Raw genomic sequence first — 25,563 nt, 5'->3', positions numbered from 1 at the left:
TATGCTAACACTCATCACGCAACGAGGAAATTGGCGTGCGGTGTGCTTTCACTTTTGCCCTAAGCCGCTAAAGTTGAAGAAGCGCTAAAACAAGGAGACGCTATGGCAGACGTTCACTCGCAAGCCATTCGCAGCAAAAACATGCGCGCCATTCGCAATCAGGATACCGCGATTGAACAGCGTATCGCGTTGATTCTCAAAGATCGCGGCTTCAGCTATCGCGTGCAGGATAAAGCGCTACCGGGCCGCCCGGATTTTGTCCTGCCCGCCGAGAAAGCGATAATCTTTGTTCACGGTTGCTTCTGGCATCGTCATCACTGCTACTTATTCAAGATGCCCGCCACGCGTACCGAATTTTGGAGCGGCAAAATAAACAGTAACGTTGAGCGCGACCGGCGTTACGTCGAACAACTGCGCGAAGGAGGTTGGAAAGTATTGATTGTTTGGGAGTGCGCGCTACGCGGCAAACTGCAGCTGGAGGACAGCGCGTTGATAGAACGTTTAGAAGAGTGGCTGCTGGCGGCAACCGACAGCAGCGAAATCGACCATCAGGGCTTGCATCACTATCGCGTTGCATAGTGCGAGATTGTTGCTTTTAGCCGCCATAACAGTTTAGATCTCCCTTTTCTCTGGGACGCGGAATGAGCCATGAGCAGCATCAAACTTACCGTTAAGCGCCTGTATCAACTCCGCGATGAGCGGATGGTGACAACCCAAGCCACGGCGCGCATTTATCTTGGCGATCGACTGGTTGCTACCGAAGAGATCAGCGGCATGACGGAAAGTCCGGTGAGCAAGTATTTGCACGCCGGGGATCTGACGGGACCATTACGCGTTGAATGGGACTGTGCGGGCATCGCCGATATGTCAGTGACGGCGATTGAGCGTTGCCCCTGTTGTCAGGATCACGAACCGGAATAATAAGGAATACCACTTTGGCAGGAACCAGTTTACTTACACTTCTGGATGATATTGCAACACTGCTCGACGATATCTCGGTCATGGGCAAAGTTGCGGCAAAGAAGACCGCAGGCGTATTGGGTGACGATTTGTCGCTGAATGCGCAGCAGGTTAGCGGTGTCAAAGCCAACCGTGAATTGCCGGTTGTATGGAGCGTGGCAAAAGGCTCCTTTCTCAATAAATTGATTTTGGTGCCGCTGGCATTATTGATCTCGGCGTTTGCGCCCTGGTTGATTACGCCGCTACTGATGATTGGCGGCGCGTATCTCTGCTACGAAGGCGTGGAGAAAGTGCTGCACAGCCTGAATCATGATAAGGCTGAGCAGAGTCCAGAAGCGCGTCAACAGCGTCTCGACAAACTGGCGCAGCAGGATCCGCGTGCGTTTGAAAAGGACAAAGTCAAAGGCGCGGTGCGCACCGACTTTATCCTCTCGGCAGAAATTGTCGCCATCACGCTGGGCATCGTTTCAGAGGCGCCGCTGCTGAATCAGGTGCTGATTCTGGCGGGCGTCGCTATTCTGGTGACCATCGGCGTGTACGGCATCGTGGCGATGATTGTCAAAATCGATGATTTGGGATTCTGGCTCAAAGAGAAATCCTCCACCGTCGCGCAGGCGATTGGCGGCGTATTGCTTGCCTTTGCGCCCTGGTTAATGAAAGCCTTAACGCTGGTCGGTACCCTCGCGATGTTCTTGGTCGGTGGCGGCATTGTGGTGCACGGCATTACGCCGTTACATCACGCCATCAGCGAATACAGCGCCGGATTCAACGGTGTGGTCTCGGCACTGCTGACCAACGGTGCCAATCTGGTGATCGGCTTTATCATTGGGTCGATCGTGCTGTTGGGCGTAAATCTGATTGCTAAGCTGCGCGGCTAGCAGTTATAAAGCGCTGTAAATTTCTAATCACGGTCAGGAGAACGATGATGAACGACGATATGTTTGAATTTGATATCGATGCACAGCTGGAACAGGCTGAAGCCAAAGCGGCAGAGAAAGCCAACGAAGTCCCGGCTGATATCAGCGACGAAGCGGACTGCGAAGGCTGCAAAATCTAATTTTCCTGTTCGGGAAGTGCTATCAAAGCCGACAATAAATCTTGTCGGCTTTTTTTATTTGCAGAGTTTTTAACTGCTTATTCTGATTTAGTAGAAGTAATAGATTTATCGTATAGGAAAAAATCGGTCACAGCTGCTATACCTAAATTCGGTCATTTAACGATGAAAGAGGGAGGTGCGGTATGATCTTTGCAATCAGTGACGAAGTTCAGCACAAACAGGGCGGACCCACCATGGTGGTCACCGGCTATGCCAGCGGAATGGTAGAGTGTCGTTGGTATGATGGTTACAGCGTGCGACGTGAGGCGTTCCACAGTGACGAACTCAGTAACTTATCGAGCGCGCAACAGCTGGCCAGTTAAACACATTCGGGACGATGCCAGTCGTCCCGAATGTGGTTCAACCCTGCATCACACCTTGCCGTCGTTATCCTCTTCCACCGCCTGATAAATACGCTGCAGAATATCCGGGAAAGCGGATTGCACACGGCTCCAGCTGGGAATAAACGGTTTCTCGTTCGGACGCTCAATAAAGGCTTGTCCGGCATCGAGAATCGCCTGAGTGAACATTTCCACCGCCGCTTCTTCAATGTGCTGATCAAACTTGAGGCCGTTCATGGTGGCTTCGTGGTTGTAGATCTCCATCATATCCAGCGCATTGCGGTAGTAAGTGGCTTTCAACACGCGGAACGAATCGCTGGTGAGCGGCACGCCCATGGTTGCCAGCTTACGCAGCAGCGACTGCACGATGTCATTACTCATGCGTTTCAATCCGCCGGTGCCATCATCTTCGGCCAGCGGCTGATGTTTGTGGTCGTAATTATCGGCAATCTCTACCTGACAGGTCTGGCGCGTGGTGTAGTTGCGGTAAATCTCCGACAGCACGCCAATCTCTAATCCCCAATCGCCCGGAATCTTGATGCCGTTGAGCACGTGCGTGCGCATGGCAAACTCGCCAGAGAGCGGATAGCGAAAACTGGTGAGGTAATCGAGGTATTCCGAGTGACCGTAGACTTTCTGCAAGGAGCGCAGCAGCGGACCCACCAGCAAACGACCAACGCGGCCATTCAGCTTGCCATCGGCTACGCGCGCATAAAAGCCTTTGCAGAACTCATACTGAAACGACGGATTGGCCAGCGGATAGAGCAAACGTGCCAGCATGCCGCGTTCGTAGGTGACGATATCGCAGTCGTGTAGCGCCACGCATTGGGTACGATCCGAAGCCAATGTGTAGCCGGTACAGAACCACACATTGCGGCCTTTACCGGGTTGGCTCGGTGACAAACCCTCTTTATCCAGTTCGGCGTCCAGCGCTTTCAGGCGCGGGCCGTCGTTCCACAAAATGCGATGGCGCTGCGGCAGGCGGGAGAAGAACTCGCGCGCAAAGAGAAATTGGTCGCGATCGGCGCGGTCGAGGCCAATCACAATCTCATCCAGATAGGGCACTTTCGCCAGTTCATTAACAATATTATCCAGTGCCGGGCCTTCCAGTTCCGAAAACAACGACGGCAAAATCAGCCCCATTTTGCGTTTGCGTGAGAAACGCACCATCTCCTTTTCCAGCGATTCGACGCTGCGGTGGGTGAGATTATGGAAATTAGTAATGACACCATTCTGGTAAAAATCACTCATCGTCTCATCCTCTGGTTAAAGGCCGTTACTCGGCAAGAAAATAGTCCAGACCTTCACGCCAGCCCTGCGGACCGACGTGCGCGGTGTGGTAAACGTTCTCGGTATCGGTGCGTTGCAGTTCTACCGGCGTTTTGCTGAAGCCTTTGATCACCACGGCATAATCAACGCGCTCCAGCATCGGCACATCGTTGGGGCCATCGCCCAGGCCGATGATGATGCGCGATTCTCCTTCTTGCGCGGCAAGATGCTGCTGGATTTCCGCCAGCGCGATGCCTTTGCCGGTACCGGCGGGCATCACATGCCAGAATCGTCCGCCCTGGGTTAACGCCAGATGGTGCTCGGCAAGCGCCTCACGGAACTCCTGCAAACGGTATTCATCATCGCGCCACAGCACCACTTCCGACGCTTCGCGCAGGCGGCTTTGGCTGGCTTCGGTGAGGGTTAAACCGGTAAAGCGTGCCACTTCGGCATCGCTAAATTCATGAAAGCCATTAAAACGGAACCGCGCCTGCAATGTGTGCAGCGTCTGGCACAGCGCGTGATAGTTGGCGCTGGTTTCTGTCGGCGGCGTCTGTTCTCCGCCGAACGTCACGCGCGCACCGTTTTCAGCAATAAAAGGTGCGCCAGCAACGCCCAGCTTCTTTTGTAGTGGAATAATCTCTGCCGCCGTTTTGCTGGAACAAATCACCAGCGGAATCTGATGTTGTTTCAGACGCGCCAGCCATTCACTGGCCGCATCCCAGTTGTAGTCATGATGATCCAGTAATGAGCCATCAAGATCGGTAACGATCATCAGGGAAGAGGTAAGACTCAGCATCATCACACTCCTTACGCCAGTGGCATCCGTAAAGCGAAGAGTAATCAGTATAATAGCGGAATCACGATCACACTTTTTCCGGCGACCCGGCCAGCGACATCCAGGATAATTCTTAAACAGCAGACGCGATGGGACGCGCGATGCACATTTTGTGCACAGCTGAAACCAGTCGTGACGCGGGACGCAGTGCGATTCGCATGAATGGTTATACAAAATTGTTCGATTTACATGCAGGGATGAGACTTGTCTTAATCGAACTAAAGCGTAATCTGACCGGGTGTTAAGAATTCCCTGGTGTAACGAATTGACTGATTTATTTTACCCGGCCATCCCGCCGGGTATTTTTTTGAAATCGATTTCAGCGGTTCACTTCACTGATGGCGAAGTCGCGAATGTCGAGTTCGAAAGCTTCCGCTAACTCAGTGTAAGAGCCATACGCCTCGCCGTTCACGTTAACGCGATGGGCATTTTCGGCTGCCATAAACTCTTGTATCTCGCCCGACGATTTCTTCTGAATCGCCTCCAGCAGCGCTTCGACATCAATATTGACTTCGCGCTGCACATTCTCGCTGTACTCTTTTGCCGTCGTCATAGCGCCCTCCCAGAGGCGATTGGATGAGTTAACAGTATAGACGGTGCTGAAAAGAGGGCGTCGCGGGCAAATTGCAGGCAAAAAAAAGCCCGCGCTGCGCGGGCAAAAATCCTTGTTACTTTTAGGTTGACTGCGCCTTTGGGGTTGGTGCAGTGAGGAGAAGTGTACGAGCAGCCCGCGTCAAAAGTCTCTCTATGAAACGTTAAGAAAGCGAAAAAGTGCGTCTTGACAGAGTTTTACCTGCCTTTAAATGCACAGTGCGTAACAGCGTCTATGCTTAGCGATTGATTGTTAAGTGATATCAGGGAGTGAATATGGACTTTTTACGTATTGTCATCGCCATTTTGGTACCGCCGCTGGGCGTATTCTTGCAGGTCGGGTTCGGCGGGGCGTTCTGGCTTAATATCCTGCTGACGCTGTGCGGCTACATTCCAGGTATCGTTCATGCGGTGTGGGTTATCGCACGACGCTGATCGCGATCAGGCAGTGTTGATTATCTTCCGTTAAACTGTGTCGCAGGACAATTTGTGGAGAGTAATCAATGAAGGTGAACGATCGCGTTACGGTTAAAACCGACGGCGGCCCGCGTCGTGTGGGTACGGTGCTGGCAGTGGAAGCATTCAATGAGGGCACCATGTATCTGGTGGCGTTGGAAGATTACCCGCTGGGGATTTGGTTCTTTAATGAAAGCGATCATGCCGAAGGGGTGTTTGTGGAGCCGTATGAAGGGGCTTGATTGATTTTTCCCTCACCCTAACCCTCTCCCGCCAGCGGGAGAGGGGACAGATCGGCGCACCATCCACTCCCTCTCCCACGTGTGGGAGAGGGCCGGGGTGAGGGACAACGCGCACTACCTCAAATCAAAACGTCTCCCAGTTATCATTTCCCGACGTCGCCAATGCCGGACGCGGCGCCAGATTCGGCGTACGCAACGCGGACTGCGCCGCTTTAGCCACCTGCGCAACTGGCGCATCATTCAAACGGAACACCGCTACCGCCTGCGTCAATCGGCCGGCCTGATCTTCCAGCGAAGCCGCTGCCGAAGAGGCTTCCTCAACCAGCGAGGCGTTCTGCTGCGTCACGTTATCCATCTCGGTCACCGCCAGGCTCACCTGCTGTATGCCACGGCTCTGCTCATCCGACGCGGCAGCAATCTCCGCCATAATGTCCGTGACGCGCCGCACCGCTTCAACAATCTCGCCCATGGTACTACCGGCTTCACCGACCTGGCGTGAACCGTTGGTAATCAAACCCACTGATTCCGCGATCAGCGTTTCAATTTCTTTTGCCGCCTGCGCACTGCGCTGTGCCAGATTACGCACTTCGCTGGCTACCACGGCAAAACCACGGCCTTGCTCACCGGCACGCGCCGCTTCAACGGCGGCATTCAGCGCCAGAATGTTGGTCTGGAAGGCGATGCTGTTGATGACGTTGGTGATCTCGGCAATCTTCTTCGAGCTGCCAGAAATGTTGGTCATGGTTTGCACCACGCCGCTCACCAGATCGCCGCCGCTGCGTGCTTTGCCAGAGGCATCAGCAGCCAGCTGACTGGCGTGATGCGCGTTCTCGGCGTTCTGTTTCACCGTTGCAGTAAGCTGCTCCATGCTGGCGGCGGTTTGCTCCAGCGCTGAGGCTTGCTCTTCGGTACGTGATGAGAGGTCGGTGTTACCGGCTGAGATCTCACTGGAACCCTGATAAATCGCCACCGCACCTTCACGCACCGTGCCTACGGTACGCACCAGCGATGCCTGCATCAGTTGCAGGTTATGCAGCAAGCTTCCAATCTCGCTGCGGCCATAGGCTTGCTCCGGCGCGGTCAAATCGCCTTGCGCAATACGTTCGATGCGGTCAACGGATTGGCGCAGCGGGTTAATCACCACGCGACGCAGGAACACGAAGGTCAACAGCACTAACACTAATGCGGCGACAAATGCGATAGCCATCGCAATAAAGCCGACGCGTGATTGATGTGCCGCTGCGGCATTAATCGCTTCGGCGCGGTCAGTACGGATTTTAATCGCCTTCAGCAGCACGGCGTTGTAGGCATCATCCAGTTTGCGCGTGACGTCAGTTTCCTGCGCCACAATGCCTTCGAAGCTGCCCTGTTTAGCCGATTCAATCATCGGCTTGAGACCTTTATCAATATAGGCATTGAAGCTGGCGGTCAGCGGTTCATCGAGAGCAATATCCGCCGGCGTTTTCGCCTTGCGATCCATATAGAGTTTAAAACCTTCGCGCGCTTGTTTAATACGCGTCTCGGTGCGCGCTAAATCGGCACGATAACCCTCCATCTCGCCAATACGCGCGGCGGCACCGGATTGCAGCACATTCAGTCGCGCAGTGCGCAGATGGTTAGAACTATTGGAGATGCCCATGCGGATTTGAATTTCTTCCGTAGCATCATTGAGGGAGTTATTACTCTGAATCAAAAAGTAGCTGGCGAGTCCAATGCACAGGGCAAAAAGCAGCAGAATGCCACCAAAGATCATACTGAACAAAGGCATCAGGCGCAGGTTCTGCCAGATGCTGAGCTTATATTGCTCATCAATCGATGCTGTTTTCATATCCTTGCTCTCATGTAGGTAGGTGTTATGAGAATAAGCATCGGCAGGCGAGGGGAAAGGATTAGGCAGGAAAGTGAGATCAAACTCGCAAAACGAGAAAGGGGCCAATCGCTGGATTGGCCCCTTTATTCACTAAAGGAAATTATCGCACGTTAACATAAATCCCTGAGGTGACATTATCAGTCAGACGTACGACATGATAAATAACCTGCTTATTATGGGTTTTAATTTTACGTTTAATATTACCTTTATGTGACGAAACGGTTTTAGCTTTAATTTGCATGTTCTCAGATATCTGAATGGTGTCATGACCTGACATCCACATTTTCAGCATATTTGATTCAGTCTGACTTAATGTCAGTGGATGAACGTCGAGCCCAGCAGAAATACGTGGCGACGCGTTGAGTTTCTTTTGCAGGTAGGTGCCTAACAAAGAATCCAGTGTCGAAGTTTTTATCGATTTTGACGTAATAATCAGGTTCTTACGAACGTAGAGATATTCCTCAAAATGGATATTCGAGATCGCCATGAAAATAAAGAATAAGGTATCAGGATGCTGCATGATAATAGCACGAATACGATCGCTTGAATCAGATTCGTGAATAAAGCACTCTTCGTTGATAAACACGACGCCCGGCTTTATTTGCTCACATCTTTGTTGCAATTGGTCGATGTCAGAGACAGGAGTAATATTTTTCTTTTTAACTCCTTTCGCAGACATATAGTCAGACAAACCCAGGCGTGTGTAATTACATGAATCCATAATAATCGTTGGCATTATAGCGACCCTCACCAATTTGTTATCCGTTTAAATCAACGATGAATACGCGTTTGCGGTACGAGAGAAATTTCCAAAGACACTTTTTTATTCTGCTCGGCAGATTGGCGATAGTTATCCATGCGCCATCATGACTCTTCCCTGAACCGTGCTGCGAAGTTATTTTTATAGTACATCCACGTCACTCTCATCTCAGCCATAGTGGGAATAGCTGAGGATTTGCATTAAGTGTTTAATTCGCTCTGTTTTGAGAGCCCTGTCACTATCGCGCAGATCACAGACAAATCTGATAGGACAAATCTTAAAAACATTTGTTTAGCGAAAGTATGACGCTTCAGCGAGCGTTGACAATGCCGGAAAAAAGGGATTTAGACAAGAAAAATCGCTTTGAAATTTTTTTTGTTTAAAAACAGCCCTTTGAGCATTTCATCAACCAATTCACAAGGTTCAGCCCCTTAGGAATCGTCTGACTAAAATACGCGAAGCGCGGTTTAATAAGAATAATTTTCACCAAAAATGCGCATTTATCAGAATTTCCTCAGTTGATTTCTGAGAAATATGGTTCAGAAAATGCACAGACAGTTTTTGGTTGCTTAAGTATTACTTAAGAACATCTATAGAATAGTTAATCAACTGCCGCGGGAAAGTTCTGACACAAACTGGGCGAGTAAATCAAAGACTTCGCTGAACAGATGTTCGCAGAAGGGAGCAAGCAGCGGCATCATCAACCCCACGCTGAGGATGCCCACCGTTAAGGTAATCGGGAAGCCAACCGCGAAAATGGAGAGCTGAGGTGAAACACGGTTTAACAAACCTAGTGCCATGTTTAGCGTGAGGAGTAGAACTATTAAGGGCAGCGCTAACATCATGCCATTAAGGAAAATTAATCCGGCGGATTTCACCAATGCCATAAAGGCATTGGCGTTAAGCGGCTGATCGCTGATCGGCAAGGTGTGAAAACTGTCCACCAATAGCGAGATCAGCCACAGGTGTCCGTTGAAGGTGAGAAACAACAGCATCGCCAGCATATCGAGAAAACGCGCCAGCACCGGCATGTTCAGGCGGCTGCCCGGATCGAAGAAAGTGGCGAAGGACAAACCCATCTGCAAACCAATCACTTCACCCGCCATGCGCACTGCGGCAAAGGCGAACTGCATGGTCAGGCCGATGCTTACGCCAATCAGCAACTGTTGCAGCAGTAACCAAAATCCGGCGGGCGTAAATAATGTGGCTTCCACCGGCGGCAGCACCGGCAGGATGATCCAGGTGGTTAATACCGCGAGGCCAATCTTAACGCGCTTGGGAATCGATTTTTCGCTTAGCACCGGCGCGCTGGCAAACAGCGCCAGCAAACGCACCATCGGCCAGAAGAATTGTGCGACCCAATGGATCAGCTGGCTGCTGTCGAGGTTAATCATTAGCCAATGATGTACGGCAGATTGCTAAACAGCGTGCGAATGTAATCCAGCATCAGATTCAGCATCCACGGACCGGCGATCACTGCGGTAGCGGCAACGGCTAGAATCTTCGGGATAAAGGAGAGCGTTTGTTCGTTAATCTGGGTCGCGGCTTGCAGCACGCTGATGATCAAACCGCTGATCAACGCCACCAGCAACATCGGCGCGGCCATCAGCAGCGCGACGCGCATTGCTTCCTGGCCCATAACCATTACTGATTCAGGTGTCATGTTGCACTCCTCGGGAAATGTCGGGTTACGAGTAGAAACTTTGCGCCAGTGAACCCACCAGCAGCTGCCAGCCATCCACCAGCACGAACAGCATCAGCTTGAACGGCAGGGAAATAGTCGCCGGCGGCACCATCATCATCCCCAGCGCCATCAGCACGCTGGCGACCACCAGGTCGATGATCAGGAAGGGGATAAACACGGTGAAACCAATCTGGAAGGCGGTTTTCAGTTCGCTGGTGACATACGCCGGCAGCAGAATGCGCATCGGTACCGCTTCCGGACCCTGAATCGGCGCGGTGTTGGCCAGACGCGCAAACAGCGCTAAATCGGCTTCGCGCGTTTGGCGCAGCATAAATTCACGCAGCGGCTGTGCACCTTTATCAATCGCGTCCGCCATGCTGATTTTGTCCTGGCTGAACGGCAGATAGGCGTCGGAATAAATTTTGTCGAAGGTCGGCGCCATAATAAAGAAGGTCAGAAACAGCGCCAGGCCGAGCAGCACCTGGTTAGGCGGCGCAGATGGCGTGCCGAGGGCGTTACGCAGTAAGCCAAACACAATGATGATGCGTGTAAAGCTGGTCATCATCAGCAGTACGGCCGGAATAAAGGTCAGCGAGGTGATGAAAACCAGCGTCTGCACCGGCAGCGACCAGCTCTGGCCGCCATTGGCCAGCGGCTGGCTGATTAAACCTGGCAGCTGCGCATGGGCAACCGGTGCCAGCAACAGCAGCGGTAGAAGAGCAAGGAATCGACGCATCATTGGGGTTTTCCGGGACGTTTAACCAGATTCTGGAACAGCTGGCGAAAATCCTGCGGGGTAGCGCTGCTATTCGCCAGTTCTTCCGGCGGCAGCGGCGGTAACGAGTGCAAATGCGTAATCTGTTGGGCGGTGACGCCCAACACCAGACGCGCATCGGCGGTATCGACAATCACCACACGCTCGCGCTGACCCACCTGCACGGTGGCGCTGACTTTCAGCGCCTGGCCGGTCACCGTTTTCGGCGCAAAGCCGAGACGTTTCGCCAGCCAGCCGCAGCCGAGAATCAGCAGAACAATCACCGCCAGCACGCTGCTGACCTGGCCAATCACCGAACCGGTAGAGACCACCGGCTGGCTCGCTACCGGTTGTTCCGCTTGCGTGTGCTTTAACATGCTTAACGGCTCAGACGACGCATACGTTCAGACGGGGTAATGATGTCGGTGATGCGCACGCCATATTTGTCGTTCACCACCACCACTTCACCCTGTGCGATCAGATAGCCATTAATCAGAATATCCAGCGGTTCACCGGCCAGGCCATCCAGCGCCACCACTGAACCCTGCGTCAAGCGCAGCAGCTCTTTGATGGTCATTTTGGTGCGACCCAGTTCCACGGTCAGTTTGACCGGAATATCCATGATCAGATCGATATCCTGCAGCGAACCGCTGATGCCAGGATTCTCCAGCGATTTGAAGACATTTTCAGTCGGATCTGGCGCGCTGGTGGTGGTTTGTTCGTTCATAGCTGCAGCCCACAGATCGTCCGCGGAGATGTCGTCGTCGGACGGTTTCTTGCTGTCACTCATCGGGCTGTTCCTCGTTCAGCGAATTCAAAATCGGGTTAATCAAATGTTCTACACGCAGGGCATACTGGCCATTGATGGTGCCGTATTGGCTAGTCAGCACCGGCACGCCATCGACGTGAGCAATGATGCGGTCCGGCTTCTCAATGGGCAGGACGTCACCAGGTTTTAGCTGCAAAATACGTGACAGGCGCAGCGATGTTTCGGCGAAGTGGGCAATCAGCTCCAGCTCCGAGTGCTGCACCTGTTTCACCAGATTGTCGCGCCAGTGATTATCTTCACGACGTGAGTTTTCCAGTGGCGGATTGACCAGCAGCTCGCGCAGCGGCTCAATCATTGAAAACGGAATACAGATATTGAATTCACCGACCAGGTTACCAATCTCCACCTGGAACGGCGTGTTAACCACGATGTCGTTCGGTGAAGTGGTGATGTTGGTGAATTTCACCTGCATCTCAGAACGCACATACTCGACTTCCAGCGGATAAATCGCTTTCCATGCGTCGCTATAACCATCCAGCGCCAGCTTCAACATGCGGCGAATTACGCGCTGTTCGGTATGGGTAAATTCACGGCCTTCAACTTTGGTCGGAAAACGACCGTCGCCGCCAAACAGGTTATCGACAGCAATAAATACCAGGCTCGGTGAAAACACCACCAGCGCCGTGCCGCGCAGCGGCTTCAGGTGGATCAGGTTCAGGTTGGTTGGCACCGGCAGGTTGCGGGCGAACTCGTGGTACGGCTGAATTTTGATCGCACCCACACTAATATCGGGGCTACGGCGCAGCAGGTTAAACAGCGCCATACGGAAATGACGGGCAAAGCGCTCGTTGATGATCTCCAGCGCCTGCAGACGCTCACGTACGACGCGGCGCTGAGTATTGGGATCATAGGGACGGATGTCGCCATCGGTCCCTTTGGAACTGTTCTCTACTTCCGCGCTGTCACTGTCGCCATTAAGCAGCGCGTCAATCTCAGCCTGGGAGAGAATGCTATCGCCCATTAAATCACCTCAAAATGAAGGCGGTAAACAGCACGTCATTGACAACCTGAGCCGGTTGACCTTTTACCAGCGGCGGCGCCAGTGCCTGTTTGATCTGCTCAACCAGGGCCTGTTTGCCTTGCTCTGTTGCCAGTGCCGTCGCGCTTTGACGTGAAAGCAGTAACAGCAGACGGCTGCGCACTTCCGGCAGGTAATCGTTCAACCGACGACGGGTATCCTCATCGGGCAGACGCAGGGTGAAACCCACGTACAGCACACGGTCGGGATCGTTGTCAGGATTGACCAGGTTTACTGTAAACGTATCCATTGCAAAAAATACGGGAGCAGCCGGTGGCTCGACTTTCGCCGCGTCCGGTTGGCTGCCTTCGTGTTTATTCATCATTCGCCAGACTGCATAGCCTGCCACGCTGCAAGCGGCCAGCGTTACAATCAGTAACACCGGTAGTAGTAGTGAACGTTTGCGGCCTTTAGCTTTCGCGTTATCAGACATCTTGCAGTTACTTCCTGTGAATTATGGGCAAGCCTCTCGGCTTACCTGGACAGATTATCCCGCGTCTTAAGTCAAACAATGGGAAGAAAAGACGCGGGTTTTACGCTTACCTTCAGCGTTTAGCGGCTGTCAGGCAAAGATATCGACAGCGCCGTTACCGGCCGCGCGCGCTTGAAGGGCTGCCGGGACGGCAATAGGCGTTATCTCGTTGTCACTGTCCTGGGAGAGGGTAAAGCTGCCGTGCTGTCCGTCACGACGTCCTTCCTGCTGGCCCTGATAACTCTGGCCCTGTGCGAAGGCGTCGCTGCTGACGTTACTCTGTCCCAGGTTTATTCCGCTCTCCGCCAGCGCTGTACGCAGCTGAGGGAGAGCCGCTTCCAGCGCGGCCCTCACTTGGCTGTGGCTGGAAACCATACTTAATTGTGCCTGATCCTTGTCAAGGGTCAGGCTAATCTGGATAGCGCCCAGATCCTGTGGATGTAAACGCAATTCGGCGTTCTGCTGCCCGTTGCGGCTAAACATCACAATCTGCTGACTCAGCGCCTGCTGCCACTCACTGCTGCCGAGCTGCGCATTCAGCATGGGCGTCGACGGCGTGGTGCTGGTCGAGGCAGTGCTGCTCACCAGCGAACTGGTGGCGCTCAGGGGGGCGCTGGTGAATGGCGCCACCGGGTCATCACTGTTCTGTGCGGCGGTGCGCTCTTCCGGCTTACTCAGCGCATTCAGCACCTGCTTAAAACTCTCATCCAGCGTCAAGCCGCTGCTGGTACTGGCGGTGGTGTTGACGCTGCTGCTGATCTGCGTGTTGGCAGCCGTTTGCGTTAAGCGCGTTCCAGCATCGCTGGATTTATTCTGTGCACCATCCGGCTGCGCTTGCTCTTCTTTTACTGCACCGGCCAGCGAACCGCTTAACAATGCTGCATTAAGCGAAGCGCGAGTGTCAGTTTTGCCTTCGCCCGTGCTGCTTACCATGGCTGTGCTGGTGCGGTTCTCAACCGCTACCGGCAACATGGCGAATAACGCCTGCACATTCTGTAAGTCGCTGGCAGTTAACGAACTTGCCTCACTCTTGTCTTTATCATCGGCTGATTTCAGCGTGGCTTTAGTGTTTTCCGGCTGTAAAAGTGCGTTTAACGCATCTGGTTTCTCTAGCGCCTGTAATAACGCGCTTAACGAGGCTTTACTGACGTCTTTTTCATCAACTTCTGCTGTCAGATCAGTCGATTGCGTGTTAACAGCTTGTTGCTTTACCAGCGTCAGCAAGCGGTTGCCGAGTTCAGTAATAAATCCCTGTGGCAGGTTATCTGTGCCCTGCAAAAGATCGGAGGAAACTGAACTGTCAGCGTCTCCCAAAACCGAGGTTTGCGTAGCAACTGTTGGCAGCGTAATCATTCGCCTTTCCTCAATGCGGCCCGTTGGGCAAATTCATCCATCCGTTTCTGATCGAGACGGTTTTCTTGTCGTAATGCGTTTTCCTCAGCGCGCGTAATCAGCGTTTGATAAGCATTGAGTCGCTTATGCTTTTCACGCCAGTTGCTCAGCGCGGTATCAAGGCGCTGATTCCACTGGGAAAGCTGTTGGCGATGCTGTTCGATGGCTTTTTCCAGCGTCTGAATAAACTGGTGATAATTGGTCCAGCGCGTGCTGGCGATGCCGCCGGACATATCCTGATTGAGCTTGTTGCGGTACTCATCCTGATAATCCAGCAGCATGCTGAGTTGTTCGTCGGCCTGCTGCACACCACGACGCATATCGCCGAGGTGAATCACCGCACTCTCCAATTCCTGCTCCGCCATATCGCGCAGCTTGTTGATCGCACTGGCCGTTTTCATGACTTAACCTCGTTTGGCGTTAACCGAACATCGCCTGCAGATGCAAACAGGCATCGTCGTAGTCGCTGCGTTCGAAAATGCCCTGATGCAGGAAAGCTTCCATCTCGGGATAGAGCTTGATGGCGCGGTCCAGCATCGGATCGCTGCCTGCGGCATACGCACCCACACTCACCAGATCGCGGTTACGCTGGAAGCTGGAGAGCAACTGTTTGAACTGGCGCACGCGCGCATAGTGCGTCTCATCAATTAATGAGGTCATGGCGCGGCTGATCGACGCTTCAATATCAATCGCCGGATAGTGACCGGCTTCTGCCAGACGACGCGACAGCACAATGTGGCCGTCCAGAATCGCACGCGCCGAGTCGGCAATCGGGTCTTGCTGATCGTCGCCTTCCGTCAACACGGTATAAAACGCGGTGATCGAACCGCCGCCGTGCGTACCATTACCGGCACGTTCCACCAGCGCGGGCAGTTTGGCGAACACCGAAGGCGGATAACCTTTGGTCGCTGGCGGCTCACCGATGGCCAGCGCGATTTCACGTTGCGCCATGGCGTAGCGGGTGAGGGAATCCATAATCAGCAGCACGTGCTGGCCGCGATCGCGGAAATCTTCGGCGATACGCGTGGCATACGCAGCACCCTGCATACGTAATAGCGGCGAGACGTCTGCGGGTGCGGCGATCACTACCGAACGCGCGCGGCCTTCGGCACCGAGAATGTTTTCAATGAACTCTTTAACTTCACGACCACGTTCACCAATTAAACCCACCACGATCACATCGGCTTTGGTGTAACGCGCCATCATGCCGAGCAGCACGCTTTTACCGACGCCGGAACCCGCGAACAGGCCCATACGTTGACCGCGACCCACGGTGAGCAGGGCGTTGATGGCGCGCACGCCGGTATCCAGCACATCTTCAATCGGCGTACGTTGCAGCGGGTTAAACGGTGCGGTGATCAGCGGGGCGCGATAGCCGGTTTCCGGCGCCGGCAAACCATCCAGCGGTTTGCCACTGCCGTCGAGGACGCGACCCAATAGTTCCGGGCCCAGCAGCATCTGCTTGCCACTGTGCCCGCTGTCGCCACTGACGCGCGCATAAACGCGTGCGCCTGGCAAAATGCCGTCCACTTCTTCCAGCGGCATCATTAACAGTTTCTGGCCGTTGAAGCCGACCACTTCACTCTCCACTTCAGTGATCTTGCTGCCATCGGTACGTTCAATAATGCAGGTTGCGCCGAGCGGCAGTTGCAGGCCGGTGGCCTCCAGCACCAAACCGGTGGCGCGCGTCAGGCGGCCGTAGCGACGCACGGTTTGCACCTGTGAAATACGCTCTTCGAAGGCGTCAAGCGCGCCGAGCCAGCGTGAAAGGCGTGAGGAGGTCATTACAGTGTCCCCGGAGCGGCCAGGCGGCACAATTCCTGCCAGCGTGTTGCCACGCTCGCATCAAGGTCGCCATCTTCGGCGCTAAGCTTACAGCCGCCAGGATGCAGCGTGCTGTCGGCCAGCAAGCGCCAGCCGTGAAGATCCAGCGTAGGACCGAGCGTCTGCTCGATGCGCTGTAAATCGTCAGGATGGACGCGCAGCTGCGGTTTGCCGCTGAACATCGGTTCCTGCTGAATCAACTGCTGGATTTGACGCAGCAGGGCGGTGCCGTCCACCTGCGTGGCCTGGCCAATCACCGTGCGTGCAGCTTCCAGTGCCAGCTGCATCAAACGAGAAGCGATCACGCTGTCGAGCGCTTCCAGCGTGTGATGGAACTCGGTCACCAGCTGCTGCATGCGTGCCTGCAGCGGCGCTTGCTGCTGCTGCGCATCGGCTAAGCCTTGCTGGAAACCGGCGTCATAACCGTTCTGTTGCGCTTCGGCGAAACCTTTCTGATAGCCTTCGCTGTAGCCTTGCGTCTGCGCATCTTTACGCATCTGCTGCTGCATGCGTTCCAGCTGCTGCTGCTGTTCCGCTTCGGCGCTCAGTTCAACATCGATCTCGGGCTCCTCAAGCTGAGGCTCCGGTTCGGCGCCGAACGGGCTGCCTAAATCATCAGGCTGCCAGCGCTGCCACGCGCGGGCGGAAAAGGCATCAGACATAGGTTTCCTCGCCACCACCAATGACCATCTCGCCGGATTCTGCTAAGCGGCGCACCACCAGAAGAATCGCCTTCTGTTCGTTCTCCACCGCCGACATACGGACCGGACCCCGGTTGGCCAGATCGTCGCGCAGGATATCGGCTGCACGGGCGGACATGTTTTTGAGGAACTTCTCGCGCAGCGGCTGCTCGGCACCTTTCAATGCCACCAGCAACTGCTCGGATTCCACTTCCTGCAACAGGCGCTGGATGCTGCGGTCGTCCACTTCCACCAGGTTTTCGAACAGGAACATCTCGTCGATGATCTTCTGTGCCAGCTCGCCATCGAAGTCGCGTACTGCTTCGATAACCGCTTCTTCCTGCTGGGTTTTCATCAGGTTGATAATTTCTGCTGCCGTTCTCACGCCGCCCATCTTCGCGCGCTTGAGGTTGGTGCCGTCGAGCAGGCCATTCAGTACTTCGGTCAGTTCCGCCAGCGCCGCCGGCTGGACACCGCCGAAGGTGGCGATACGCAGCATCACATCGTGACGCAGACGCTCGTCGAACAGCGCCAGAATATCCGCCGCCTGGCCACGTTTGAGGTGGACAAGGATGGTGGCGATAATCTGCGGATGCTCGTCGCGAATAAGGTCGGCGGCCGCCTGTGGCTCCATGAAGTTGAGCGTTTCCATACCGCTGGTGGTCTCGTTTTTCTCGAGAATATCTTCCAGCAGGCTTGAAGCTCGCTCCTCGCCCAACGCTTTGATCAGCACCGAACGCAGATAATCGTTGGAGTTGAGGCTCAGCGCCGCAAACTGTTCGGCATCGGCTTCGAACTCGCGCAGCACTTCAGTCAGCTGCTTATGAGATACCTGGCGCATGTTGGCCATGGCGCCACTCAGGTGCTGAACTTCACGCTGATTGAGATGTTTGAACACCTCCGCCGCGCGCTCTTCGCCAATGGTCATCATCAGGATGGCGCTTTTTTCTGTACCGGTCAGACTCATAGTTCTTTACTCATCCATTCGCGGATAACCAGCGCGACGACGCGCGGATCGTTTTCAGACATGTCGCGGATACGCTGGCTCATCACCTCGGCGCTCATGCGGTTAGTAGATTTACGCTCCTGATCCAGCTCGTCTTTGCTGAGCTGAACGTTAAAGGCTTCTTCTTCTTCCATGGCCGCAGAGCGTGCCGCCAGCGCTTCAGCCGCAGCCTTCTCCTGCTCTTTCTTACGCATCAGCTGTGGACGAACCAGCTTGCGATAGAGGATGAAGCCAACCAACGCCACCAGCAGCCAGCGACCGGCAGTCATCAACTGATCGAAGAATGATTGCTGCTGCCAGAATGGCAGGTCGCCACCGCTTGGCTCGGTCATGTTGAACTGTGAGTTCACCACGTTGACGCTGTCGCCACGGGTTTGTGAATAGCCCATCGCTTCACGGGTTAAATCTTCAATCTGCTTGATCTGCTGCTCGTTAAGCGCCACCGCTTTGCCTTTACCGTCGTCGCGGTAGTTCACCACCACGGCAACCGACAGGCGCTGCACATCGCCGACGTTCAGCTTGGTATGACGAATGGTGCGGTCCAGCTCATAGTTCACCGTGTCGTTGCGCGTTGAGCTGCTCGGGCCAGAAGGCTGTGCGGTGCTGGTGGTGCTGCCGTTATTCTGCGCATTGGCGGTTTGCGCGTTGGCGTTTTGGCCGTTGGCATTATTGTTGTTATTTGTTGGCGGATTGGTCACCGGCGCGGTATTGGCTGGCGCAGGCTGATTCGACAATGCACCCGGCACGCCGCCTGGATACGGGCTGCCATTCTGTTCGGAGTTGCTGGTCTGGCGTGAACGCACCGCGCTGTTGTTAGGATTGGCGTTCGGCTGGTATTTCTCGTCGGTCTGCTCGCTGCGGTCGAAGTTGATTTGCGCCGTCACCTGCGCATGCACATTGCCCTGACCGACAATCGGATTGAGGATCGCTTCGATACGCTGCTGGAAGCGCGCTTCCACTTCAGACGCATATTTCAGTTGCGCGTCATTCAGGTCGCGACCTTCGCTGTCAGAGCGGGTCAACAGACGACCGGCCTGATCGACAACGGTCACGTTGCCCGGCGGTAAACCGGCCACGCTGCTGGAAACCATATGCTGAATGGCCTGAATCTGGCCTTCATCTAAAGCGCGGCCTGGCTGCAGGTTCAGCGTCACTGAGGCAGAAGGGGCTTTCTGCTCACGCACGAACAAGGTTGGTTTTGGCATCGCCAGATGCACACGTACGCTCTTCACTGGACCGAGCGTTTCGATAGTGCGCGACAGTTCACCTTCCAGCGCACGCTGATAGTTAATCTGCTCGCTGAACTGGCTGATACCGAACTTCTCTTTGTCCATCAGTTCGAAGCCAACGTTGCCGCCTTTCGGCAGACCTTGTTGCGCCAGACGCAGACGCAGCTCATGCACTTTATCGGCGGGCACCATCAGTGCTCCACCGTTATCGGCGAACTGGTAAGGGATGTTCATTTGCGTCAGCTGCGTGACAATCGCGCCACCATCCTCATCGGAGAGATTGTTATAAAGCACGCGATAATCTGGCGCCTTTGCCCACAGCACCAACGCAAACACCACTGCGATAACCGCAGCAGCGGCGATAATTAAGGGAATACGCGGATTGGCGCGCAGGCGGGCGAGAAGGTCATTGAAGCCTTTCTTAGCTGTATCCTGTGTAGCGGCTGCACTCGCATTCATGACCGATTCCTGCCTGACATTATTGATCGGGTGAGGTGTTGTGGTGACAAAACGTACTCCCTGAAGACTTCTCCCCTAAAACCGGGAGAGGAGAAAAATTAAATTCCACTTATTGGCAGGCATTATTTGATGATTCGGGTCTCATCGATGGGTGGATAAGCCGGGTTTTTTGCGGTCATTTAGCGCCTTTGTCCTATTGACAGTGTGTTAACTTTCTCATCGTGAAAATTTAATCACGTCTTCATTAGGGGTCAGGCAATGTCAATTCAGGCGATTGAGGGTGTGCTGCAGCAGCTGCAGATGACGTCTCTGCAGGCCAGCGGTAAGCAGGCGGAATCCACCAATCAGGTCGATTTTAGTGCCACCATGAAAGCAGCACTCGACAAGATCAGCGAAACTCAGACAACGGCGCGCGCTCAGGCGCAGGATTTTGAAATGGGTAAACCGGGCATCCAGTTAAACGATGTGATGGTCGATCTGCAAAAATCCTCTATTTCCATGCAGATGGGTGTGCAGGTGCGAAACAAACTGGTGTCGGCTTACACCGATATTATGAGTATGCAGGTGTAGTTTTTTCGGGTTTCTTTCAAGTATAGTTCAGCGCGGTGATGGTTTTATCTCAGGCGGAACGGTCGCTGCATCACAGTGAATACACCGCCCAACGCGCTGCCTTATTATGAGAAGAGGATTCTCACGTGAAGAAAACCCTGCTGTTTTTAGTCGCCATCATTCTGCTTGCAGGATGTGACAAGGATGACGCGACCTATTATCCGCAAATGAAAAACTTTGCCTATCTTTATCAATTCGAAGCGCTACCCGGAAAAGTCAAAAATACCCATCAAACGCTGTTCACCGCCGACGGCCAGCAAATCTTTGAAGTGAATGTCGATTTCGATCATAACGGCTGTCCAACGCATGTTAAATCGGTGGGCAAAGAGGGCGAAGTGATTGAGGTTGCGCGCGACGGCAACACATTAAAAGGCAGCGAGAATGGTCAGGACGTAGTGGTGACGCTGGATAAAAACTGCGCCATGGTGAAGAAAGTCACGCCGAGCATGACCGTGGATATTGCCTATAACAAACAGGGCTTGGTGGAACAAATCTCATCGCCCGCTTCAGATGCAGCGTTTCATCTCGCCTATAACAGCGCGGGTGAAATGGCGGTATTGAGTATTACTCAGGCCGGAACGGAAGTGTCCCGTGCTACTGCAGTGCGTGCAGAAGATAAGAAAAAGATTTCCGACGTGGTCACCACGGTGAAGCGTAATAACCAGATTAAAACCGTCAGCAATGTCTGCAAATATAAAAACGATGTTCCCTATTATTGCGACATTATTACCACCGACGCAGTAGGCGAGGTGGTGGATAAGCAGTATGGCAATATCGAGGCGACATATTATTAGTTTTAGGGTCGCCATTGATGGCGACCACCACACTATTTAATCTCAGGCCACGCCACTGCCGGGAATCCATTCAACAGCGGATGCGCAAACAGGAAACCCTGGAACTGACTGATACCCGCCGCTTCCAGCCACATCCACTCTTCGGCTTGTTCGACACCTTCGGCAATCACCGCGATTTCCAGCGATGCGCAGCACTTAATGATGGCGTGCATGATCGCCTGCTTCGGGCCGCTTTTATGCACATCGCGGATAATCTCGCGATCGATTTTGATTTTGTCCGGCTGGAATTTCGATAACAGCGACAAGCCAGCAAAACCGGCACCAAAATCGTCCAGCGCCAGGCTGATCCCCGCCGCTTTCAACTTTCTCACTTCGGCAGCAAATTCATCCGAGCGCGAAATGATCTCATTTTCGGTCACTTCGACGATCACCTGTTGCGGCACCAGCCCGCTGGCGTTGATCTCGGTAAGCAGGAATTCCACCGCGTTTGGCACCGTCACCAGTGACATCGGCAGCAGATTGATCGACAGACGATGCTCGCCAATCCCCAGTTTGCTCGCCACGTTAAACGCCAGACGTTTCGACTGAATATCCGCGTGATAAATCGCTTCGCCGCCAAACGCGGAGAAATACTCATCGGGTGAGCCACCGTTTGGCGTGCGGATCAGCGCTTCAAACGAAGTGACGCGGCGCGCGAAGGGATCGATGATAGGTTGAAAAGCAAAGCGGCAATCCTGCAGGCTCTGATCGATACCATCCAGATCGTTCTGCCATTCATTATCCGGAACAAATTCCCAGGTATTGGCTGGCGGGATCTCGAAGTAGTTCTCTTTGTCGCGCGCCACCACGAAGGTACGCAAAAACTGCAGCGCGCGATCTTTGTAGGTGAGCTGATAACGCGAGGTGCCTTTATCCAGCACTGCTTGCAGCACAGTGTCTTTGTCATGCTCGCGCAGATCGAACAGCTCCATGCCGACTTTGCCAAAACGGCGTTCGGGCGCGAAGTCGTGCATTAACTCCACCAGATTATGGTGGCGTGCGTCCTGACAAATACGCTTGTATATGCCCTGAACGGACTCACGCGGTCCTTCCAGCAGCTGGAAGAAGTGCAGGCCGTCGAACAGCAGGATGCCAGTAACGTCGAAGTTTTTGTTTTTGCTATTGGCTTTAGCAACCATATCTTCGAGCGTTTTGATTGGCACGTGATCGTGCAGATGGCTGCGGTAAATAATTGTGGTGAGCATCGAGATTGTCCGGATAATTTATTATTTTGCGACTAGATTAGCAGCCTTACTGCGGGGTCTGTCCATAGCTTACCGCGATCAGGCTAAACTTTTTTTATTATAACAGCTTAAGCGAAGCGGCTAGCCGCTTCGGTAACGTCGCAACTCCATCAGCGTGCCGATAATTTCTAGCGCCGATTCCGCCGAATGCAGCTGCGGAAAGTCATTATTCAACGCGCGCAATGTGAAGATTTGCTCAGCCTGCTGCTGCGTTTGCAGACGATAAATCCGCATCAGCGCCACGCCATCGACCAGCGCCAAAACCACATCGCCCGGCTGCGGTTGAACATCTGGATCAAAGATCACACTGTCACCGGGCCGGTAATCCGGCTGCATTGCGTGGTCTTCCACCGTGACCGCCAGTGCGCCATCGCCTAATTGACTTTCACTGTAGAGAAAGCGCGTTGCTTGCTGTTTCAACAATAAACGCTGCTCGCCTAACCACGCTGACGCTTGCGCGAGGCTAATTAATGGCACCGCCGTGACCGGCGCGGCTTTAGCGTGGGTGGCAAACACTTCGCCATCCCCATCAATAATCCACGCTGCAGTGCATTGCAGCCACTCCGCCAGCCGCAGCAAATTCTCGCCACGCGGTACGGTTTCCTCTTTTTCCCATTGTGATACAGCCACATGCGATACACCGATGCTTTTGGCCAGCGCCTGCTGCGTTAACTGTAGTGCTTTACGTCGTGCCCGGATGCGCTCACCGGAAGATTCTTTTTTCATCGTCTTGACATCTCCTGAAGGAACGACTTAAGTATACTTAAATTCATGAGTTAAAGTAAACTTAAATTGAGGCGTTGACCGCGAAGCTGGCAAGGGTGGTCAGCGTGCTTATGGGGCACAACCCTTGCCAGGGGTGAGAGGTGAAGCATGGAAAGTAGTTTAGTCACCAGCGTAGGTGCGTTGCTTCTCGGCGGCGGCGCAGCAGCTGTGTTCTGGAAACCGTTAATGGCGGGGATCGCCGCTATCGTCACCAGCAATCGTGCCGGCGGAGAGATCATCACCAGCTACAAAGAACAGGTGATGCTGCTCAAAGAGGGTCACGCCTTGATGCGTCAGGAAAACGATGAGTTGCGCGTCCGACATGACAAAAACCTGCGGCGAATCTCTTCGCTGGAAACCGATCTGCGGCTGATCAAAAACGCCCTGAGTATTTTACTGGCGACCACCGAAACCGAGCATAGCGACAAGTTTCGCAGCCAGGTGAATCAACTGATTACCACTCTGGAGGAGAGTCGTGATGATGCAGATAAACAGTGAGTACGTAGTGAAAAACCATCGACGCCAACTGTTCTTCGGCGGCTTTCTGCTGATGCTGTCGCTGATGTGCGTGGCGATGACGGTGTTGTTCCTGTTCGTTAGCAACAGCGCCAATCAGCGCGTTGAGGAGATTCGACAGCAATATCGAACGATTTCAGAACGGCGCGAAGCACGCGTGGCGGAGCTCACCAGCCAGCTGGTTGCGCTGCAAAACAAACTCGATGGGATAGCGAAGCACCCAATCAGCAATCCTGCGGATAAGGGGAAACCGGCTGAAGGAGATAAATTGCCACCTCAACCCAAGCGTTAAAGAGGGCATCATGCTTATCACCACGTGGATTGCAGCCGCTGTTATCCGACTGCGATCTTTATTCAGTAAGAAGGAGAGCATTATGAGCGATCAAACTGTTATCAATCCAACCAGCACCCTCTCATCGTCACCTGCGGAAGATTTCGCCAACGAAGTGGCTACGCCCGCTGCGGCACCTGTGGAGGCTGCGCCTGTTGCTGCAGCTGAGGCAGCGCCGCCCAGCGCACCGGAAGCTGCTGCTCCCGTTGCAGCCGACGCGCCGCCAGCCGCCGCAGCGACGCAGAGCCATGACGCCAGTCAGGCGTTCTCAGAAGGCGTGAAGGATTTCGGCCGCGCGTTTAGCTTTGTCGAGCAGGGCGTAATAAAACTGGGTGATGCCGCGAAGGATGAGCTGATTGAGCTGGCGAGGAAATATTTGTAATGCCTGAGGTTGCATTATCGGGGACCCGGATGTCCCCTGTTTACTCACGGGTTTTAGTCACTTCCGATTATTCCTAAGGCAGCTTCGATATTTTGCACTATCATTAACCCTTCAAGCGTTATTTAAATCGTCTTATTAAGCGAAAAGGAAGATAGCATGAGTGATACAGAAATTGTAAAAACCAAAATTGACTACCTGCGTGATGTCACCTCCCAGCTTAAAGAGATGCGCCACTACGCGCAGACTAACACTGAGACGCTGTCTGCCCACTGGCTGGCGTTTGACGCGGGTGAATATAAAGACACCGAATACGCGGGTCGCTTCGACACCTTGCTAAACAAACAAGGTAAACTGCTGGATGACATTGATGAGGCGATTCAGGATCTGGAAATCGCCATCAACAATGCTGAGCAGGAGAGCTAAGCCTCTGACGCACTGGTGGCCTAATCGGCCACCAGCCACATTTCTGCCTCATCGAACATTTCTTCGACAATCCGCGCAACCGTCGCTTTATCGTTCTTGCTCAAATCGGTATCTATGGCGTTACGTTCCATTGGTTTGACGCGTACCTCAATATCGGGAAAGACGCGCTGTACACGCTTTTCCAACTCCTGCAAAATCATCTCACGTGCGCCCGGTAATCCAGCCACGTTACGCTTATCGTAAATCAACTCCACAAACATCAGGGTCGTTCCATTCATTGGATCGGGTGCGATATAGTACTGTAAATAAAAACAGGGGTAAATATGCGCCAACTGGTTATCGATATCTTATTGAAAATGGCAAAAATGGATGTGGAAGCAAAAGAGCTGGTGGCGCAGGTTGAGGCGCAGTCGTTATTGATCGCGGCGCTACTGATTCAGGCAAAAGAGAATAACTCATTGACCATTTCCGACACGGTGCAGGAGGCGATCGTCACCGCATCGCGCGCGTCGCAGGAGTTTTTACAGTCGGATGTGGATCTGCTGCTAACCCACGTCAATCGTCTACTGGCGGTGGCGAGTTATATCGAAGTCAAAGGGATCGAGCGGGAAGGGTAGAAAAATATGACCTCTGGAAGTGGAAATCCAGCAACACTTCCAGAGGCGGTGCAACAGCACCATTCGTTCAAGG

General features: G+C 53.6%; 35 protein-coding genes. 14 read left to right on the top strand and 21 right to left on the bottom strand.

The features are described from left to right. Window positions 1–102 precede the first annotated feature (102 nt). The 5 genes from AC6I8A_RS12185 to AC6I8A_RS12165 all read left to right on the top strand — a co-directional run bounded on the left by AC6I8A_RS12185 (window position 103) and on the right by AC6I8A_RS12165 (window position 2,379). On the top strand, window positions 103–579 hold the full coding sequence (locus tag AC6I8A_RS12185) for a very short patch repair endonuclease (protein WP_497818565.1): 477 nt from the start codon (window positions 103–105) through the stop codon (window positions 577–579). A gap of 69 nt (window positions 580–648) precedes the next feature. Then, window positions 649–921 (top strand): hypothetical protein, encoded by a 273-nt coding sequence (locus AC6I8A_RS12180; protein ID WP_008105433.1) that lies wholly within the window; start codon window positions 649–651, stop codon window positions 919–921. Window positions 922–935: 14 nt separating this feature from the next. Beyond that, window positions 936–1,838, top strand: coding sequence for a DUF808 domain-containing protein (locus tag AC6I8A_RS12175; protein ID WP_436332760.1), 903 nt, complete (start codon window positions 936–938; stop codon window positions 1,836–1,838). Window positions 1,839–1,882: 44 nt separating this feature from the next. Beyond that, window positions 1,883–2,017, top strand: a complete 135-nt coding sequence (locus tag AC6I8A_RS12170) for a hypothetical protein (protein ID WP_255253243.1) — start codon at window positions 1,883–1,885, stop codon at window positions 2,015–2,017. A 182-nt stretch (window positions 2,018–2,199) separates the two neighbouring features. Next, window positions 2,200–2,379, top strand: coding sequence for a YodC family protein (locus AC6I8A_RS12165; protein ID WP_293793252.1), 180 nt, complete (start codon window positions 2,200–2,202; stop codon window positions 2,377–2,379). A 48-nt stretch (window positions 2,380–2,427) separates the two neighbouring features. On the opposite strand, the gene AC6I8A_RS12160 is transcribed toward AC6I8A_RS12165, so the two are convergent. From AC6I8A_RS12160 to AC6I8A_RS12150, 3 genes are all read right to left on the bottom strand, one after another. Further along, window positions 2,428–3,648, bottom strand: coding sequence for a glycosyltransferase family protein (locus tag AC6I8A_RS12160; RefSeq protein WP_008105424.1), 1,221 nt, complete (start codon window positions 3,646–3,648; stop codon window positions 2,428–2,430). A gap of 25 nt (window positions 3,649–3,673) precedes the next feature. Further along, window positions 3,674–4,465, bottom strand: coding sequence for a mannosyl-3-phosphoglycerate phosphatase-related protein (locus tag AC6I8A_RS12155; protein WP_436332803.1), 792 nt, complete (start codon window positions 4,463–4,465; stop codon window positions 3,674–3,676). A 358-nt stretch (window positions 4,466–4,823) separates the two neighbouring features. Beyond that, window positions 4,824–5,057 carry a DUF2525 domain-containing protein gene (locus AC6I8A_RS12150; RefSeq protein WP_256696753.1) on the bottom strand — a complete coding sequence of 78 codons (234 nt, stop codon included), beginning with the start codon at window positions 5,055–5,057 and terminating at the stop codon, window positions 4,824–4,826. A 314-nt stretch (window positions 5,058–5,371) separates the two neighbouring features. Between AC6I8A_RS12150 and AC6I8A_RS12145 the strand changes: the two genes are divergently transcribed. Together AC6I8A_RS12145 and dsrB are read left to right on the top strand one after the other, a co-directional pair. Continuing rightward, window positions 5,372–5,530, top strand: a complete 159-nt coding sequence (locus tag AC6I8A_RS12145; RefSeq protein WP_007891469.1) for a YqaE/Pmp3 family membrane protein — start codon at window positions 5,372–5,374, stop codon at window positions 5,528–5,530. Between the two features lie 68 nt (window positions 5,531–5,598). After that, entirely contained in the window at window positions 5,599–5,793 is a 195-nt protein-coding gene (gene dsrB, locus AC6I8A_RS12140) for a protein DsrB (protein ID WP_008105417.1), read from the top strand. A gap of 124 nt (window positions 5,794–5,917) precedes the next feature. On the opposite strand, the gene AC6I8A_RS12135 is transcribed toward dsrB, so the two are convergent. The 15 genes from AC6I8A_RS12135 to fliF all read right to left on the bottom strand — a co-directional run bounded on the left by AC6I8A_RS12135 (window position 5,918) and on the right by fliF (window position 19,770). Continuing rightward, window positions 5,918–7,621: a methyl-accepting chemotaxis protein gene (locus AC6I8A_RS12135; protein ID WP_265297546.1), complete on the bottom strand. Its 1,704-nt coding sequence runs from the start codon at window positions 7,619–7,621 to the stop codon at window positions 5,918–5,920. A 142-nt stretch (window positions 7,622–7,763) separates the two neighbouring features. After that, window positions 7,764–8,399, bottom strand: a complete 636-nt coding sequence (gene rcsA, locus AC6I8A_RS12130) for a transcriptional regulator RcsA (protein WP_008105413.1) — start codon at window positions 8,397–8,399, stop codon at window positions 7,764–7,766. 629 nt (window positions 8,400–9,028) lie between these two features. Next, window positions 9,029–9,817, bottom strand: a complete 789-nt coding sequence (gene fliR / locus AC6I8A_RS12125; RefSeq protein WP_256696751.1) for a flagellar biosynthetic protein FliR — start codon at window positions 9,815–9,817, stop codon at window positions 9,029–9,031. After that, window positions 9,817–10,086 carry a flagellar biosynthesis protein FliQ gene (gene fliQ, locus AC6I8A_RS12120; RefSeq protein WP_008105408.1) on the bottom strand — a complete coding sequence of 90 codons (270 nt, stop codon included), beginning with the start codon at window positions 10,084–10,086 and terminating at the stop codon, window positions 9,817–9,819. Before fliQ ends, fliR begins: the two co-directional genes overlap by 1 nt. A 25-nt stretch (window positions 10,087–10,111) precedes the next feature. Continuing rightward, a complete protein-coding gene (gene fliP / locus AC6I8A_RS12115) occupies window positions 10,112–10,843 on the bottom strand; it encodes a flagellar type III secretion system pore protein FliP (protein ID WP_154190575.1) in 732 nt (243 codons plus the stop codon). Then, window positions 10,843–11,238 carry a flagellar biosynthetic protein FliO gene (gene fliO / locus AC6I8A_RS12110; protein ID WP_256696750.1) on the bottom strand — a complete coding sequence of 132 codons (396 nt, stop codon included), beginning with the start codon at window positions 11,236–11,238 and terminating at the stop codon, window positions 10,843–10,845. Before fliO ends, fliP begins: the two co-directional genes overlap by 1 nt. A gap of 2 nt (window positions 11,239–11,240) precedes the next feature. Continuing rightward, complete coding sequence (gene fliN, locus AC6I8A_RS12105) at window positions 11,241–11,651, bottom strand: flagellar motor switch protein FliN (protein WP_008105402.1); 411 nt, start codon at window positions 11,649–11,651, stop codon at window positions 11,241–11,243. Further along, on the bottom strand, window positions 11,644–12,651 hold the full coding sequence (gene fliM / locus AC6I8A_RS12100; protein ID WP_008105401.1) for a flagellar motor switch protein FliM: 1,008 nt from the start codon (window positions 12,649–12,651) through the stop codon (window positions 11,644–11,646). Before fliM ends, fliN begins: the two co-directional genes overlap by 8 nt. A 4-nt stretch (window positions 12,652–12,655) precedes the next feature. Further along, window positions 12,656–13,141 (bottom strand): flagellar basal body-associated protein FliL, encoded by a 486-nt coding sequence (gene fliL, locus AC6I8A_RS12095; protein WP_176970358.1) that lies wholly within the window; start codon window positions 13,139–13,141, stop codon window positions 12,656–12,658. Between the two features lie 129 nt (window positions 13,142–13,270). Continuing rightward, the gene (locus AC6I8A_RS12090; protein ID WP_497818564.1) at window positions 13,271–14,533 is read right to left on the bottom strand and encodes a flagellar hook-length control protein FliK; all 1,263 of its coding nucleotides are present in this window, start codon (window positions 14,531–14,533) and stop codon (window positions 13,271–13,273) included. Beyond that, on the bottom strand, window positions 14,530–14,973 hold the full coding sequence (gene fliJ, locus AC6I8A_RS12085) for a flagellar export protein FliJ (protein WP_008105396.1): 444 nt from the start codon (window positions 14,971–14,973) through the stop codon (window positions 14,530–14,532). The genes AC6I8A_RS12090 and fliJ overlap by 4 nt, the downstream gene beginning before the upstream one ends. Before the next feature lie 19 nt (window positions 14,974–14,992). Continuing rightward, entirely contained in the window at window positions 14,993–16,357 is a 1,365-nt protein-coding gene (gene fliI, locus AC6I8A_RS12080; RefSeq protein WP_008105395.1) for a flagellar protein export ATPase FliI, read from the bottom strand. Continuing rightward, on the bottom strand, window positions 16,357–17,058 hold the full coding sequence (fliH, locus tag AC6I8A_RS12075) for a flagellar assembly protein FliH (RefSeq protein ID WP_137386041.1): 702 nt from the start codon (window positions 17,056–17,058) through the stop codon (window positions 16,357–16,359). Before fliH ends, fliI begins: the two co-directional genes overlap by 1 nt. Continuing rightward, on the bottom strand, window positions 17,051–18,043 hold the full coding sequence (gene fliG / locus AC6I8A_RS12070; RefSeq protein ID WP_101763955.1) for a flagellar motor switch protein FliG: 993 nt from the start codon (window positions 18,041–18,043) through the stop codon (window positions 17,051–17,053). Before fliG ends, fliH begins: the two co-directional genes overlap by 8 nt. Beyond that, the gene (gene fliF, locus AC6I8A_RS12065; protein WP_192411595.1) at window positions 18,040–19,770 is read right to left on the bottom strand and encodes a flagellar basal-body MS-ring/collar protein FliF; all 1,731 of its coding nucleotides are present in this window, start codon (window positions 19,768–19,770) and stop codon (window positions 18,040–18,042) included. Before fliF ends, fliG begins: the two co-directional genes overlap by 4 nt. 258 nt (window positions 19,771–20,028) lie before the next feature. Between fliF and fliE the strand changes: the two genes are divergently transcribed. Both fliE and AC6I8A_RS12055 read left to right on the top strand, forming a co-directional pair. Beyond that, window positions 20,029–20,340 carry a flagellar hook-basal body complex protein FliE gene (gene fliE / locus AC6I8A_RS12060; protein WP_008105389.1) on the top strand — a complete coding sequence of 104 codons (312 nt, stop codon included), beginning with the start codon at window positions 20,029–20,031 and terminating at the stop codon, window positions 20,338–20,340. Between the two features lie 125 nt (window positions 20,341–20,465). Continuing rightward, window positions 20,466–21,173: a YnfC family lipoprotein gene (locus AC6I8A_RS12055; RefSeq protein ID WP_293793272.1), complete on the top strand. Its 708-nt coding sequence runs from the start codon at window positions 20,466–20,468 to the stop codon at window positions 21,171–21,173. A 32-nt stretch (window positions 21,174–21,205) separates the two neighbouring features. Here AC6I8A_RS12055 and AC6I8A_RS12050 read toward each other — a convergent pair whose 3' ends face one another. Further along, window positions 21,206–22,417 (bottom strand): diguanylate phosphodiesterase, encoded by a 1,212-nt coding sequence (locus AC6I8A_RS12050; protein WP_265297567.1) that lies wholly within the window; start codon window positions 22,415–22,417, stop codon window positions 21,206–21,208. A 120-nt stretch (window positions 22,418–22,537) separates the two neighbouring features. Continuing rightward, window positions 22,538–23,182 (bottom strand): helix-turn-helix domain-containing protein, encoded by a 645-nt coding sequence (locus AC6I8A_RS12045; protein ID WP_265297570.1) that lies wholly within the window; start codon window positions 23,180–23,182, stop codon window positions 22,538–22,540. A 147-nt stretch (window positions 23,183–23,329) separates the two neighbouring features. Between AC6I8A_RS12045 and AC6I8A_RS12040 the strand changes: the two genes are divergently transcribed. From AC6I8A_RS12040 to AC6I8A_RS12025, 4 genes are all read left to right on the top strand, one after another. Continuing rightward, window positions 23,330–23,719: a hypothetical protein gene (locus tag AC6I8A_RS12040; protein WP_008105381.1), complete on the top strand. Its 390-nt coding sequence runs from the start codon at window positions 23,330–23,332 to the stop codon at window positions 23,717–23,719. Further along, a complete protein-coding gene (locus AC6I8A_RS12035; RefSeq protein WP_497818563.1) occupies window positions 23,700–24,029 on the top strand; it encodes a hypothetical protein in 330 nt (109 codons plus the stop codon). Before AC6I8A_RS12040 ends, AC6I8A_RS12035 begins: the two co-directional genes overlap by 20 nt. A gap of 82 nt (window positions 24,030–24,111) precedes the next feature. After that, entirely contained in the window at window positions 24,112–24,450 is a 339-nt protein-coding gene (locus AC6I8A_RS12030) for a hypothetical protein (RefSeq protein WP_497818562.1), read from the top strand. Window positions 24,451–24,606: 156 nt separating this feature from the next. Beyond that, the gene (locus tag AC6I8A_RS12025) at window positions 24,607–24,873 is read left to right on the top strand and encodes a hypothetical protein (protein ID WP_256696743.1); all 267 of its coding nucleotides are present in this window, start codon (window positions 24,607–24,609) and stop codon (window positions 24,871–24,873) included. Window positions 24,874–24,893: 20 nt separating this feature from the next. Here AC6I8A_RS12025 and AC6I8A_RS12020 read toward each other — a convergent pair whose 3' ends face one another. Beyond that, window positions 24,894–25,133 carry a DinI-like family protein gene (locus AC6I8A_RS12020; protein ID WP_008105373.1) on the bottom strand — a complete coding sequence of 80 codons (240 nt, stop codon included), beginning with the start codon at window positions 25,131–25,133 and terminating at the stop codon, window positions 24,894–24,896. Between the two features lie 63 nt (window positions 25,134–25,196). Between AC6I8A_RS12020 and iraP the strand changes: the two genes are divergently transcribed. Beyond that, window positions 25,197–25,490, top strand: coding sequence for an anti-adapter protein IraP (iraP, locus tag AC6I8A_RS12015; RefSeq protein ID WP_061717593.1), 294 nt, complete (start codon window positions 25,197–25,199; stop codon window positions 25,488–25,490). The last annotated feature ends 73 nt before the right edge of the window (window positions 25,491–25,563 follow it).

This window comes from Pantoea sp. X-Soil-ISGK-275, assembly GCF_059730795.1.
Note: the sequence above shows the minus strand (reverse complement) of the source record. Positions and strands in the feature narration are given on the sequence as shown.